The organism is Streptomyces sp. NPDC005492 (assembly GCF_040605995.1).
Lineage (GTDB): Bacteria > Actinomycetota > Actinomycetes > Streptomycetales > Streptomycetaceae > Streptomyces.
In genome coordinates this window covers 1-13,390 of sequence record NZ_JBEXDX010000001.1, presented here as the reverse complement: position 1 = coordinate 13,390, position 13,390 = coordinate 1, and the positions used below count along the sequence as shown (strand labels likewise).

Here is a 13,390-nt window from a genome sequence, read left to right as displayed (position 1 = left end):
TCGGTACAGCCCTCGGCGAACGTGGCCCTCACGTCCGGCTCCAGGCGTCTACCAACCATCATCGGGAAGCTAATGTGTCTGCATGACACAACGCGGTGTGGATGCTGATGAGGACGACGTCCCCGAGTGGGCGGACCGGGTCAAGGCCAACGTCGCCGGCGAAGTCCGGCGCAGAAGGAAGGAAATGGGATGGAGCGCACAGGACTTGGCCGACCGGTGCGAGCAGCTCGGGCATCCCATCCCGCGGAACGTGATCGCCAACATGGAATCCGGACGCCGCGCCAGCCTTCCCCTGGTGGACGTCATCGTCCTGGCCGCCGCCCTGGAGACGTACCCGGTCTGCCTGATCTTCCCGGTCGGCTACGTCGACCGAACCCAGGAACTCCCCTTCCAGGACCTCGTGCCCACCTGGGACGCCCTGCGGCGCTTCACCGGCGACGAGGAGACGTTCCTGTACGACGCGGGCCTCATCCCCGACTTCGAAGCGCACGACAACCTCGTACGCACTGCACTCGCCGCACTCGAAGAAGCGGAACAGGCACGCTTCGCAGCCAAGACGGCAAGCAATCGCGCCCAACAGGACGAAGCCGAGCGCAGACGGACCAAGTACGCCGACGAGGCCATCTCCGCCAAGTACAAACTCCGCTACCTGCGCCGCGACATCCGCGACGAAGGCGCCACCCCGCCCTATCTCCCACCCGCCCTGGGCGACGTCGACCTGCCCGAACCCGACCCCAACACCACCCCGGAGGAACGCCTTTGAAGGGCTCCACCTACCGCCGCTGCTCCTGCCGCGACCCCAAGACCGGCAAGGAACTCGGCTCCTCCTGTCCGAAGCGCAACAGCAGGAACCACTGCACCTACTCCATACGCCAGGAGTTGCCGCCCCGCGAAGATGGAAGCCGACGTTCCTTCGCCCGTGGCGGGTACGCCAGCCTCAAGGCGGCCCAGGCCGACCTAGACCACGTACGCGCCCTCATGGCGCTCGCCGAGTCGGACGACCCCGAAGGCGTCCAGTTGATCGCTGAGATGCTGTCCGAAGTCAGCCGCGACAAGCTGCCGCTCCCCGACGTGGAGGAGACCCGGCGTCGCCTCAACGCCGGCCAGGACCTCGTAGGCAGCCTCACCGTGAGCGAGTGGCTGGACCGGTGGCTCGCGGGCAAACGCATCCGGAAGTCGGGCGTCAGCCGCTACGAGACCGACGTCCGCGTGCACCTCAAGCCCCACATCGGCGACCGGCGCCTCGACCGGCTGCGCGTGAGTCACCTGAGCGAGATGTTCACCGCCATCACCGACGCCAACTCCGAGATCCTGGAGCAGAACGCCCAACGGCGTGCGGCAGTAGAGGAGTTGGCGGCCGTGCCGTGGAAGGGCGTGGAGAACCGGGCCCGCCGCAAGGCCATGAAGACGGCGATCGATGCGATGCCGCCCTTCCGCCGCGTCACCGGGCCGTCCACCCGCCAGCACGTCAAGGCCACGCTCCGCGCCGCCCTGAACGAGGCGATCGGCCAGCAGATCATCACGTTCAACCCGGCAGCCCACGTCGAGATCGACCCCGTCCGCAAGCCGAAGGCCCTCGTCTGGACGGACGAGCGGGTCGCCCGATGGCAGCAGACCGGCGAGAAGCCCTCCCCCGTGATGGTCTGGACGCCGGAACAGACCGGCGCCTTCCTCGACTTCGTCGCCGCGGACCGGCTGTACGCCATGTGGCACCTGATCGCCTTCCGCGGCCTGCGTCGCGGCGAGGCGTGCGGCCAGCCCTGGTCGGAGACCAACCTCGACCGGCATTCCCTCACCGTCACCGGCCAACTCGTCCAGGACGGATGGGATGTCGAAGCGTCCGAACCGAAGACCGACAGCGGCTTCCGCGTCGTCGCCCTGGACGACGACACCGTCACCGTCCTGGAGCGGCACCGCAAGCAGCAGGCGGCCGACCGTGAGGAATGGGGATCGGCCTGGGTCGACACCGGTCTCGTCTTCACCCAGGAAGACGGCTCCTGGCTGCACCCCGGCAAGGTCACCGATCTGTTCGAGCGGCTCGTCGCCGCTTCCGGTCTCCCGCCGATCCGGCTGCACGACCTCCGCCACGGCGCGGCCACCCTCATGCTCGCCGCCGGCATCGACGTGAAGATCGTGTCGGACACTCTCGGGCACAGCGACACCCGCATCACGCGGGACATCTACCAGAGCGTCCTCCCCCACGTCGGCAAGAGCTCAGCCGAGGCCACCGCCAAGCTGGTCCCTCTCCAGCGCAAGGCCGAGGCGGAGAAGGCGGCCCGCAAGGCCGCGAAGGCCGCCCAGAAGGCCAAGGAGAAGGCGAAAGCCCAGGCCAAGGCGAAGAAGAACAGGGCGCGGAAGAAGCCCAAGAAGTAGGGCACCGAGCCGCTCCGCTCACGCATCGCTCACGCAAGCCGTCCCACGGCACCTCAGCCGTGTGACCCGTCATGCCCCGAGCAACACAAAAGGCCAGGTCACGGGCTATGTGACCTGGCCTTAGAAGGAGCCCCCTGTCGGATTCGAACCGACGACCTACGCATTACAAGTGCGTTGCTCTGGCCATCTGAGCTAAGGAGGCCTGCACGAGCGATGCGAGGTCAGCGACCACGCGCGCGATCACGTGCCCGTGCAGTGTACCCAGGTCCCCGCCGTGCCCTGTCGAAAATTTCCGCGAAGTTCACATGCCTTCGGGTACTGACAGACCGGGCGAACGCCAGGTACCGTCCGTATCCAGTTCACTCGTGTGGACTACACCACCACCTTCCTACAACGGATCGTCCGGCACGTTCCTGCCGGTAGAAGGGGGCCCTTTCCATGGCCACTGTTTCGTTCGACAAGGCGACCCGGATCTACCCGGGCACCGAGAAGCCCGCCGTAGACGGTCTGGAGATCGAGGTCGGGGACGGCGAGTTCCTCGTCCTCGTCGGTCCGTCCGGCTGTGGCAAGTCGACCTCGCTCCGGATGCTCGCGGGGCTCGAGGACGTCAACGCGGGCGCCATCCGCATCGGTGACCGCGACGTCACGCACCTGCCGCCGAAGGACCGGGACATCGCCATGGTGTTCCAGAACTACGCGCTGTACCCGCACATGACGGTCGCCGACAACATGGGCTTCGCGCTCAAGATCGCCGGCGTCAACAAGGCCGAGATCCGCCAGAAGGTGGAGGACGCGGCGAAGATCCTCGACCTCACGGACTACCTGGCCCGCAAGCCCAAGGCCCTCTCCGGTGGTCAGCGCCAGCGTGTGGCGATGGGTCGCGCCATCGTGCGTGAGCCCCAGGTCTTCCTCATGGACGAGCCGCTGTCGAACCTCGACGCCAAGCTCCGCGTCTCGACCCGTACGCAGATCGCCTCGCTCCAGCGCCGCCTCGGCATCACCACCGTCTACGTCACCCACGACCAGGTCGAGGCCATGACGATGGGCGACCGGGTGGCCGTGCTCAAGGACGGTCTGCTCCAGCAGGTCGACAGCCCCCGCAACATGTACGACCGCCCAGCGAACCTCTTCGTCGCCGGCTTCATCGGCTCCCCGGCCATGAACCTGGTCGAGGTCCCGATCACCGACGGCGGTGTGAAGTTCGGCAACTCGGTCGTCCCGGTCAACCGCGAGGCCCTCAAGGCCGCCTCCGACAAGGGTGACCGCACGGTGACCGTCGGCGTGCGCCCCGAGCACTTCGACATCGAGGAGCACAACGGCGACGCCGCGAAGTCCCTCACCAAGGACACCGAGGACGCCCCGGCCGGACTCGCGGTCTCCGTGAACGTCGTCGAGGAGCTGGGCGCCGACGGCTACGTCTACGGCAGCGCCAAGGTCGGCGACGACCTCAAGGACCTGGTCGTCCGCGTCAGCGGCCGCTCGGTGCCGGAGAAGGGCTCGACGCTGCACGTGGTGCCGCGTCCGGGCGAGCTGCACGTCTTCTCGACCTCCACGGGCGAGCGCCTCACCGACTGATCAAACGTTCCCAGCAAGGGCCCCGCGGTCATCCGCGGGGCCCTTCCTGTTGGGCGCGGACGCTCGAAACATGTCGACAAATACCCCGGCAGACCCGTCATTTCGAGCGCTGTTCGTCAACGCACTACCCAATCCGGGGCACCAATCCATCCCCCAAATTGGTGACTAAATGTCGCCAAAACATTACCGGACGCTACCCTCACACGCGTGAAGCACTCCACTAACCAACAGACGCGACGCGGCCCGGGCCCGGCCCGCCGGATCGGCCGCACCCTCGCCCTCGTCCTGCCCGTCATGATGGTGCTCTCCGGAACCCTCGCGGTCACCCGGGTCAACTGGACGGGAAGCCCCTCCAGTTCGACGCTCACCGCGACGGACGTCACGGCCGCCGGAGCCTCCTCACGGGCCGCCGCACGCGCCCCGCAGGACCTCCTGCGCGAGCAGCTCCTGACCGAACTCCAGGACAAGAACCCGGGCGTCGTCCTGACCCACCTCCAGGAGGCGGTCAACGGCCACCCGTCGCTCGCCACCCACTGCACCTCCATCGCCCGCGCACTGGGCCGCGCCGCCGTCCGTATCTACGGCGCGACGCGCGCCCAGTCCTACGCCCGCCCCGTGTGCGACACCGCGTTCGCCTCCGGGGTCATGGCCGCGCACAGCTGACCGGAGCCGGTGCCCGGAGTAGGAGGTCGGTAACGGCTGATTAAGGAACGGTTGCAGCCGAAAGTCACGGTGGGGCCGCCACGTACAGTTCGGGTCATGACCGATCCGAACGCCGCGTCGCGCCCCACCCAAGCCGTGATCCTGGCCGGTGGCCAGGGGTCCCGGCTGCGCCCGTACACCGACGACCGGCCCAAGCCGATGGTCGAGATCCCCGGCACGGGGACGCCGATCATCGGCCATCAGCTCGGCTGGCTCGCCGAGGAGGGCGTCACCGATGTGGTCGTCAGTTGCGGCCATCTCGCCGAGGTACTGCAGGACTGGCTGAAAACAGCCGACCTGCCCGTCGACGTGACCACGGTCGTCGAGACGGAGCCGCTGGGCCGCGGCGGCGGCCTCAAGTACGCCGCCGCGCGTCTGCCCCGCCCGGACAGCGCCTGGTACGCCACCAACGGCGACATCTGGACCCGCTTCTCGCTCCGCGACATGGCGGACTTCCACACCGAGCGCGACGCCGTCGCCACGCTCGCGCTGGCCCGGCCGCGCATCCCCTGGGGCGCGGTGCAGACGGACGGCTTCGGACACATCACCGACTTCATCGAGGCCCCGCCGACGACGTACGAGATCAATGCCGGTGTCTACGTCTTCTCGCCGGAGTTCGCCGGTTTGCTGCCGGAGCGGGGGGACCACGAGCGGACCACGTTCCCGCACCTCGCACGGGAGTTGAGGCTGGCCGGGTTCCCGATCCCGCAGGGCGCGTACTGGCGGGCCATCGACACCGCGAAGGACCTCAGGGAAGCCGCCAAGGAGCTTGCCGCGCTGGGGCGTTAGAGACCGGTCCGGTACGCCCGTCCAGTACGACGGTTCCAGTACGACGAGAGGGTCCCGCACGAATGTGTGCGGGACCCTCTCCCGTGTCGTCGGTGTCAGCCGGTGGGCGACTGCTTCAACAAGCCGCCCACCGGCCCAGCTACCCCAACAGGCCGCCCACCAGGCCCGGCTGGCCGGAGGAGGACGAACCCCCGGTGCTGGAGCCACCGCTCGATCCGGTGCCGCCCGTGCTACCGCCGCTCGATGTGGGACCGGAGGTCGTACTCGGGGCCTGGCCGGCCGGAGAGGACTGCTGGGGCTGTGTACGGCCCGCGGTGCCCTGTGTCTGGCTGGGCGTGCCGCTGCTGGCCGTACCGGAGGAGTGGGTCGCGCCCGGGGTCGTCGCGGCGTGCGACGGGGTGGGCGAACTGGTGTGGTGGGACGGGGAGTTGACCGCCGAGGGGGTGCTGCTCCGGTGATCCTTGGTCGGTTCGCCGGGGAGCGGGGCGCCGGGCAGTTCGTTGCGCGGGGCCTCGCCGGGGCCGGGGACGACCACGCGGCTGGAGTCGCGCACCGCGCCGCCGAGCAGCGAGCCGATGAGCAGGGTGAGGCCGATGGAGACGGCCGTGACGAGGGCGCCGCGGCGCAGCACATAGCGGCGCAACTCCCAGATGTCGGCGCGGGGTCCGAGGCGGCGCCAGGCGCTGCCCGCGAGTCGGCCGTCGACGGAGTAGACGGGGGCGCCGGCGATGATCAGCGGGGACCAGGCGGCGAGGTAGATGATGTCGGGGGCGTCGTAGGCGGGAACGGTCTTCCAGCTCACGGTGACGATGAGCGCGGCCGAGAGCAGCGCGCCGCCGACCGCCGCGACCCGCTGCCACAGGCCGAGGATCGTGAGGACGCCCACGATGACCTGGGCGAAGGCGATGACGAGGCCGGAGCCGACGGGGTGCTGGAGCGCGAACTGCCGTAGTGGCTCGGCGACTTCCCAGGGGTGCAGGGTGTTGAGCCACTTGACCATGGAGCCGCGTTTGCCGCCGTCGAAGTAGACGGGGTCGCACAGCTTGCCCATGCCGGCGTAGATCGAGATGAAGCCGAGGAAGATGCGGAGGGGGAGCAGGACGACGCCGAGGTTCATCCGGCGGCCGGGGTAATAGGCGTGCCGGACAGGGTCGTTGCCGTACCGCTTGGCGCGCCGGTCGCGCTCCGCGTCCGTCTCGTCCGCGTCGGGGCCCTCGAACTCCCCGCCTCCGTACGCGGGTTCGTCGTAGGCGCTGCCCACGGTCCGCATCTGGGGCAGGAGTCGGTTTTCGCCGGTGTCGTGGTCATGGCCGCGCTGGGCGCCGACGATGGGGGTTTCGAGGGTCTGCGCGGTCAGGTCGCCGTCGTAGCCGCCGCCGTAACCGCCGTCTTCGACACGGGGGATGACCTGCGTGGCCCCGGCGTCGCCGGCCGGCTGCGCGCCGTGGCGGACGCCGCTGCCCCGCACGGCCTGGAGGAGCCGGTGGGCGCCGGTGTCGTCCGGGGCGGACCTGCCGCTCCAGACGACGGGCCGTCGGCGCGCGGCGCCGGCCGCGGGCATCCGGGCGGTGTCCTCAGCGGCGCTCACGTGCCGTGCGAGGCGCGGGTTTCGGGTGCGCGTCGAGGCGCCCAGCTGCACGCGGAAGCTCGCATGATTGACGATGACCTGGGCCGGATCGCTCGGCACCTTCACCATGCTCAGCGCGGGAGCGTCGTCCAACCCGGCCTGGAATCCGGACGAGCGGTCCCCCGTGGGTGTGCGGGGTGTTCTGGTGTCCACACTCATCTAACCGAGTGACGTGTGTTTAGGACACTGCTTTGACTTGCCGGATGTGTCCGGACAGCGTCAAGCTCGCCCTCGATACCCAGATTGCCCCGAGCGGGTGACCCCGCCGAACACCCGTTCAGGAACGCCCGTCAGCGCCGCCTCGTAGGCACAGTCCCAGCCGCGACACCGAGTTGAGCGACTCCGCCCGCCTAGCCGCGCCGACCCCCGTCAGCCTCGCCGACACGACACGCCGCCCCGGAGAGCACGATCCCGGCCGCGCCGCACGCCCCCTCAGGAACGCTTACGCGCCGCCTCGTAGAGGACAACCCCGGCCGCGACACCGGCGTTCAGCGACTCCGCGCCGCCCGGCATCGGGATCCGTACCCGGAAGTCGCAGGTCTCGCCGACGAGTCGGGACAGGCCCTTGCCCTCGCTGCCTACGACGATGACCACCGGGCCTTCCAGGGCGGTCAGTTCGGTGATGTCGGACTCGCCGTCGGCGGCCAGGCCGACGATCGCGATGCCGGCCTTCTTGTACGCCTCCAGGGCACGCGTCAGGTTGGTGGCGCGGGCGACCGGGGTGCGGGCGGCGGTGCCCGCGGAGGTCTTCCAGGCGCCGGCGGTCATGCCGGCCGCGCGCCGCTCGGGCACCAGGACGCCGTGGCCGCCGAACGCGGAGACGGAGCGGACGATCGCGCCGAGGTTGCGCGGGTCGGTCACCCCGTCGAGGGCGACGATCAGCGGGTCCTCGCCCTTGTCGTAGGCCGCGTTGGCGAGGTCCTCGGCGTGCGCGTACTCGTACGGCGGGACCTGGAGGACCAGGCCCTGGTGGTTGAGGCCGTTGGTCATGCGGTCCAGCTCGGGGCGCGGGGCCTCCATGAGGTGGACGCCGCCGCGCTCGGCGACGAGCTGGAGCGCCTCGCGCACCCGCTCGTCGTTGTCGATGAACTGCTGGACGTAGAGCGTGACCGCCGGAACGCCCTCGCGCAGCGCCTCCACGACCGGGTTGCGCCCCACGACCATCTCGGACGTGCCCTTGCCGCCACGCCCGCGCGCGACCGGTGCCCGGCGCTGGAGCTGCTTGGCCTTGGCGTTGGCGACGCGGTTCTTCTTGTGGCCCTTGCGCGCCTCGGCGGGCGGGGTCGGCCCCTTGCCCTCCAGGCCCTTGCGCCGCTGGCCGCCACTGCCGACCTGCGCGCCCTTCTTGCCGGACATGCGGCGGTTGTTGGCTGCCATGACCTACCTGTCTGTGCGATGCGATGAAGTGCGATGAAGTACGTACGTCTATGCAGTGTGCCGCCCGGAGGGCCGGGCGGCACAGTCGATCTTCGTTGACCGGGATGTGACCGGGGTGGGTTCAGCGGGGGCCGAGGGTCCAGCGGGGGCCCTGCGGGCCGTCCTCGATGGACAGGCCCGACTGGTTGAGCTGGTCGCGGATGGCGTCCGCGGTGGCCCAGTCCTTACGACCGCGGGCGGCCTCGCGCTGGTCGAGGACCATGCGGACCAGGGTGTCGACCACGCCGTGCAGGTCGTCGCCGCGGTCGGTCTCGCCGGCCCACTGCGGGTCCAGCGGGTCGAGGCCGAGGACGCCGAGCATGGCGCGCACCTCGGCGAGGCGGGCCACGGCGGCTTCCTTGTCGTCGGCCGCCAACGCGCTGTTGCCCTGCCTGACCGTGGTGTGCACGATGGCCAGCGCCTGCGGCACGCCCAGGTCGTCGTCCATCGCCTCGGCGAAGGCGGGCGGCACCTCGGCCGCGGGCTCGACGGCTCCCCCGGCCTTCTCCACCACCCGCTGCACGAAGCCCTCGATCCGCGCGAACGCGGACTCGGCCTCGCGCAGGGCCTCCTCGCTGTACTCGATCATCGAGCGGTAGTGCGGGGTGCCGAGGTAGTAGCGCAGCACGATCGGCCGCCACGCCTTGACCATCTCGCTCACCAGCACGCTGTTGCCGAGCGACTTCGACATCTTCTCGCCGCTCATGGTGACCCAGGCGTTGTGCACCCAGTACTGCGCGAAGTCGTCGCCGTAGGCCTTGGCCTGGGCGATCTCGTTCTCGTGGTGCGGGAAGATCAGGTCGAGGCCGCCGCCGTGGATGTCGAAGGCGGGGCCCAGGTACTTGTGCGCCATCGCCGAGCACTCCAGATGCCAGCCCGGACGGCCGCGCCCCCAGGGCGTCTCCCAGTCGGGCTCGCCCGGCTTGGTCGCCTTCCACATCGCGAAGTCGCGCGGGTCGCGTTTGCCGGTGATGCCTTCCTCGGTGGGCTGGCGCAGGTCGTCGATGTCCTGGTTGGACAACTGGAGGTAGTCCGGGTACGAGCGCACGTCGAAGTAGACGCTGCCGTCGGCCTCGTAGGCGTGACCGCGCTCGATGAGCCCGCGCATCATCTCGATCATCTCTGGCACGTGCCCGGTCGCCCGCGGTTCGTACGTCGGCGGGAGGCAACCGAGCGCCTGGTAGCCGTCGTTGAACGCGCGCTCGTTCTCGTACCCGATGGACCACCAAGGGCGGCCCTGGTCACGGGACTTGGCGATGATCTTGTCGTCGATGTCCGTGACGTTGCGGATGAACGTGACGTCGTAGCCGCGGTACTCGAACCAGCGGCGCAGGATGTCGAAGTTGAGACCCGAGCGGATGTGACCGATGTGCGGAGCGGCCTGCACGGTGGCACCACACAGGTAGATCGAGACACAGCCCGCGGTGAGCGGGTTGAAGTCGCGAATCTGCCGGGCGCTGGTGTCGTACAGACGAATGGTCACCCCACCAGGGTAGTGGGCCGTGGGTAGTGCCCCGCGACCCTTCCCGCCCAAGGGGCACGTATTCGTGACATTCGCATGCGGGGGTGGTTCAGCCGGTCCTGACCACCAACGCCGTCGCCACCGCCATCAACCCCTCGTGGCGCCCCGGGAAGCCGAGCCCGTCCGTCGTGGCGCCGGACACCGACACCGGCGCACCGACCGCCGCCGACAGCAGTTTCTGCGCCTCGTCCCGCCGCTTGCCGATCTTCGGTCGCGGTCCTACGACCTGTACGGCGACGTTGCCGATCGTGAAACCCGCCTCGCGGACGATCCGGGCCGCCTCCGTCAGCAGGGTCACGCCGGACGCGCCCGACCACTCGGGGCGGCCGGTGCCGAAGTGTTGGCCCAGGTCGCCGAGTCCGGCGGCCGAGAACAGCGCGTTGCACGCGGCGTGCGCGACGACGTCCGCGTCGGAGTGGCCGGCCAGCCCCGGGCCCTCGCCCTCCCACTTCAGGCCGGCGCACCACAGCTCGCGGCCCTCCTCGAAGGCGTGGATGTCGGTGCCGATGCCGACCTGGGGCAGGACCATGCCGGGCTCAGAAGCCATCGTTCAGCCTCCGGCGGGCGAGGACCGCCTCCGCCAGGACCAGGTCCAGGGGGCGGGTCACCTTGAAGGCCTCCTCATGGCCGGGGACGACCACGACCCGCAGACCGAGCTGCTCGACCATGCTCGCGTCGTCGGTCACGTTGTCCGTGACCGTCTCGTGCGCGCGGACCAGCGTCGCCCGGTCGAAGCCCTGCGGTGTCTGCACGGCACGGAGGCGGGCCCGCTCCGGTGTGGCGACGACCGGCTCCGGCGCGCCCGGGGTCTCGGCGGGCTCGACCTGCTTGACGGTGTCGGCGAGGGGCAGCGCCGGTACGACGGCGGGCGCTCCGTCCCGTACGGCCTCGATGACCGCGTCGACCGTGTCGACCGGGACGAGCGGGCGGGCGGCGTCGTGGACCAGGACGATGTCGTAGCCGGGGGGCAGCGCGGCCAGGCCGAGCTTCACGGACTCCTGGCGGGAGTCGCCGCCGGGGACGACCAGGAAGTCGGTGCGCTCGGGCAGCGCGTGCGCGCCGAGGAGCGCCTTGACCTCGGCGGCACCGTCGGGCGGGGCCACGACCACGACCAGGGAGACGGCACGGGACGCGGCCAGTGCGCGGACCGCGTGGATGAGCATGGGGGTGCCGTTCAGCGCGCGTAGCGCTTTGGGGGCGCCCGGACCGAGGCGTACGCCCCGGCCGGCGGCCGGAATGACGGCTGCGGCGGAAGACTGCGCCTGCGAAGGGCGCGAATCGTCAGACATCGGTTCCTGTCAGGTTTGTGTGCTCGACCTACGTGGGTATGGCCTCAGGAGTGCCGGGCGCGACGCCTTGACCGGACCCTTCCGTGACACCGGTCAAGCCTGCGCCCGGGCCCGGCACACCATTATCGGGGGGCGTTTCTCCGGCGTTCGACGGAGGTCTTCGACGAAGTCGTCGACGGGGTCGTGAAATCCCCCGAACATGCCGAAGCGCCCGGCGACAGACGGGCTGTCATCGGGCACCACGGCATTTCACAGTGCTGAGCAGGGCGTACCAGTCGCCTGCGTCAGGACGCGAGAACCTCGTCGAGCAGGGCCTCGGCCTTGTCCTCGTTCGTGTTCTCCGCGAGCGCGAGCTCGCTCACCAGAATCTGGCGAGCCTTGGCGAGCATGCGCTTCTCACCTGCGGAGAGTCCGCGCTCGCGCTCACGACGCCACAGGTCACGGACGACTTCCGCGACCTTGATGACATCGCCGGAGGCGAGCTTCTCCAGATTTGCCTTGTAACGACGCGACCAGTTCGTGGGCTCCTCGGCATACGGAGCGCGCAGCACCTCGAAGACCCGGTCCAGCCCGTCCTGACCGACCACATCACGCACGCCGACGAACTCCGCATTGTCCGCTGGCACACGCACCGTCAGATCACCCTGGGCGACCTTCAGCACCAAGTAGGTCTTGTCCACGCCTTTGATCTGGCGAGTTTCGATAGCCTCGATCAGCGCGGCCCCGTGATGGGGATAGACCACGGTGTCGCCAACCTTGAACGTCATGTGACAGGTACCCCTTCCGTGGCTATCCAGGGTAACACGGAAACCGCGCGTTCTGAATGGCGTTTTCGCAGGTCAGGGCATATCTCGGGGCTTGACAACAGCAACAGGAACGTGCTGCGGGCGCCGAGCGGAAGAGGGTATTCGCAGGTCGGAGCGGCTCTCCGGGCGAGGTGAAACGCGTACGTTACACACATCCGGAGGCGCCCCCAAGTGGACGAACGTCCCCAAATGTCTGGTTCCAAGTACTCGACTTCCGCTACTCCGTTCGGTGGGCGGAGCCCGGTACGAGACCAATCCGGAATTGATCACCGACACCGGACGAGCGGCTCGTGATCAATTTCCCGGGGTGCCGTGCATTCTTCACGGAAAACCCCTGACGGAAGCCCGGGCCTCTTATGTGAATGCAGGACGAGTGCCGCGCGAAAGTGACCCGTGAGTCACTTGTGGCACCCGGACACCCCCCTGCACGAGCGAAGCCGGTGTGGTTGGGGAGGGTCGGGTGCGATGGCGCGGGAACGGCTCGGTAACCTAAGGCCGCTGACAGACACTTAGGGCGGCTTTATTCGGGAGTCGCCCTGCTCCGCCCACGTTCAAGGAGTAGCCGCCGCCGTGAGCAGCAGCCTTCGACGCGGCACCCTCGCCGCCGCCGCCATCGCGTTCTCGATCGCCTCGCTCGCCGCGTGCGGCGCCGGCAACGACGCCCAGACGCTGGAGGTCAAGCCGGACAACGCGGCCGTCTCCGTCGGCGACATCAAGGTGCAGAACGCGCTCGTCATCACCCAGCCCGACACCGCGTCCAGCGGCCCCGCGGTCATCTCCGCGACCCTGTTCAACACCGATACCCACGCCCAGACCCTGGACTCCGTCAGCATCGACGGCGCCGGCACCGCCAAGCTCACCCCCGCCAAGGGCAAGGGCAAGCTGGTCGTCCCGGCCGGCGGCTCGCTCGTCCTGGGCGGCAAGGGCAACGCCTCGGCGGCCCTGACCGACTCCGGCAGCATCAAGGACGGCAACGTCCAGAAGATCACCTTCACCTTCAGCAAGACCGGCGGCGTGAGCCTGAGCGCCTTCGTCGTCCCGGCCGACAGCTACTTCACCAAGTGGGGCCCGACCTCGATCCCCTCGGCCACCGCGAGCACCTCCCCGAAGCCGGGCAAGAGCACCTCGGCCACCCCGACCGACTCGGCCTCGGCGAGCGCGACGGCCACCCAGTCGCCGTCCGCGGGCTGAGCGAGCCGCCGTACGACGACGGGCGGGACCTCACACGGAGGTCCCGCCCTTGATCATGTCGATGAGGTCGCACGGCGCTGACGCGTCGAGGGCCTCCATA

At 69.5% G+C, this 13,390-nt stretch carries 12 protein-coding genes and 1 tRNA gene; 6 read left to right on the top strand and 7 right to left on the bottom strand.

The window, feature by feature from the left end:
• Window positions 1-82: 82 nt before the first annotated feature.
• Window positions 83-763, top strand: a complete 681-nt coding sequence (locus ABZT04_RS00065; protein WP_356051067.1) for a helix-turn-helix transcriptional regulator — start codon at window positions 83-85, stop codon at window positions 761-763.
• Window positions 760-2,373, top strand: a complete 1,614-nt coding sequence (locus tag ABZT04_RS00060) for a site-specific integrase (protein WP_356051066.1) — start codon at window positions 760-762, stop codon at window positions 2,371-2,373. Before ABZT04_RS00065 ends, ABZT04_RS00060 begins: the two co-directional genes overlap by 4 nt.
• A 128-nt stretch (window positions 2,374-2,501) precedes the next feature.
• Here the strand turns inward: ABZT04_RS00060 and ABZT04_RS00055 are convergent.
• A tRNA-Thr gene (locus ABZT04_RS00055) sits at window positions 2,502-2,575 on the bottom strand.
• A 236-nt stretch (window positions 2,576-2,811) separates the two neighbouring features.
• Here ABZT04_RS00055 and ugpC point away from each other — a divergent pair.
• The 3 genes from ugpC (at window position 2,812) to ABZT04_RS00040 (ending at window position 5,439) form a co-directional block, all read left to right on the top strand.
• Window positions 2,812-3,948, top strand: a complete 1,137-nt coding sequence (gene ugpC / locus ABZT04_RS00050; RefSeq protein ID WP_356051065.1) for a sn-glycerol-3-phosphate ABC transporter ATP-binding protein UgpC — start codon at window positions 2,812-2,814, stop codon at window positions 3,946-3,948.
• A 207-nt stretch (window positions 3,949-4,155) separates the two neighbouring features.
• A complete protein-coding gene (locus tag ABZT04_RS00045; RefSeq protein ID WP_356051063.1) occupies window positions 4,156-4,611 on the top strand; it encodes a hypothetical protein in 456 nt (151 codons plus the stop codon).
• A 96-nt stretch (window positions 4,612-4,707) separates the two neighbouring features.
• Window positions 4,708-5,439: a nucleotidyltransferase family protein gene (locus ABZT04_RS00040; RefSeq protein ID WP_356051061.1), complete on the top strand. Its 732-nt coding sequence runs from the start codon at window positions 4,708-4,710 to the stop codon at window positions 5,437-5,439.
• A 139-nt stretch (window positions 5,440-5,578) separates the two neighbouring features.
• Here ABZT04_RS00040 and ABZT04_RS00035 read toward each other — a convergent pair whose 3' ends face one another.
• The 6 genes from ABZT04_RS00035 to ABZT04_RS00010 all read right to left on the bottom strand — a co-directional run bounded on the left by ABZT04_RS00035 (window position 5,579) and on the right by ABZT04_RS00010 (window position 12,060).
• Complete coding sequence (locus ABZT04_RS00035; protein ID WP_356051059.1) at window positions 5,579-7,225, bottom strand: DoxX family membrane protein; 1,647 nt, start codon at window positions 7,223-7,225, stop codon at window positions 5,579-5,581.
• A 273-nt stretch (window positions 7,226-7,498) separates the two neighbouring features.
• On the bottom strand, window positions 7,499-8,443 hold the full coding sequence (gene rlmB, locus ABZT04_RS00030; RefSeq protein WP_356051057.1) for a 23S rRNA (guanosine(2251)-2'-O)-methyltransferase RlmB: 945 nt from the start codon (window positions 8,441-8,443) through the stop codon (window positions 7,499-7,501).
• A gap of 121 nt (window positions 8,444-8,564) precedes the next feature.
• Entirely contained in the window at window positions 8,565-9,965 is a 1,401-nt protein-coding gene (gene cysS, locus ABZT04_RS00025) for a cysteine--tRNA ligase (RefSeq protein ID WP_356051055.1), read from the bottom strand.
• Between the two features lie 88 nt (window positions 9,966-10,053).
• Window positions 10,054-10,551, bottom strand: a complete 498-nt coding sequence (ispF, locus tag ABZT04_RS00020; RefSeq protein ID WP_356051053.1) for a 2-C-methyl-D-erythritol 2,4-cyclodiphosphate synthase — start codon at window positions 10,549-10,551, stop codon at window positions 10,054-10,056.
• Window positions 10,541-11,293, bottom strand: a complete 753-nt coding sequence (gene ispD / locus ABZT04_RS00015) for a 2-C-methyl-D-erythritol 4-phosphate cytidylyltransferase (protein WP_356051051.1) — start codon at window positions 11,291-11,293, stop codon at window positions 10,541-10,543. Before ispD ends, ispF begins: the two co-directional genes overlap by 11 nt.
• A 284-nt stretch (window positions 11,294-11,577) precedes the next feature.
• Entirely contained in the window at window positions 11,578-12,060 is a 483-nt protein-coding gene (locus ABZT04_RS00010; RefSeq protein ID WP_003953493.1) for a CarD family transcriptional regulator, read from the bottom strand.
• Window positions 12,061-12,669: 609 nt separating this feature from the next.
• Between ABZT04_RS00010 and ABZT04_RS00005 the strand changes: the two genes are divergently transcribed.
• Entirely contained in the window at window positions 12,670-13,290 is a 621-nt protein-coding gene (locus ABZT04_RS00005; RefSeq protein WP_356051049.1) for a DUF461 domain-containing protein, read from the top strand.
• Window positions 13,291-13,390: the final 100 nt, after the last annotated feature.

Excerpts from the sequence above, each read along its gene's own strand:
- ispF (WP_356051053.1), bottom strand. The coding sequence starts at position 10,551 with ATGGCTTCTGAGCCCGGCATGGTCCTGCCCCAGGTCGGCATCGGCACC.
- ABZT04_RS00010 (WP_003953493.1), bottom strand. The coding sequence starts at position 12,060 with ATGACGTTCAAGGTTGGCGACACCGTGGTCTATCCCCATCACGGGGCC.
- ispD (WP_356051051.1), bottom strand. The coding sequence starts at position 11,293 with ATGTCTGACGATTCGCGCCCTTCGCAGGCGCAGTCTTCCGCCGCAGCC.
- ABZT04_RS00040 (WP_356051061.1), top strand. The coding sequence starts at position 4,708 with ATGACCGATCCGAACGCCGCGTCGCGCCCCACCCAAGCCGTGATCCTG.
- ABZT04_RS00035 (WP_356051059.1), bottom strand. The coding sequence starts at position 7,225 with ATGAGTGTGGACACCAGAACACCCCGCACACCCACGGGGGACCGCTCG.
- rlmB (WP_356051057.1), bottom strand. The coding sequence starts at position 8,443 with ATGGCAGCCAACAACCGCCGCATGTCCGGCAAGAAGGGCGCGCAGGTC.
- ABZT04_RS00065 (WP_356051067.1), top strand. The coding sequence starts at position 83 with ATGACACAACGCGGTGTGGATGCTGATGAGGACGACGTCCCCGAGTGG.
- ugpC (WP_356051065.1), top strand. The coding sequence starts at position 2,812 with ATGGCCACTGTTTCGTTCGACAAGGCGACCCGGATCTACCCGGGCACC.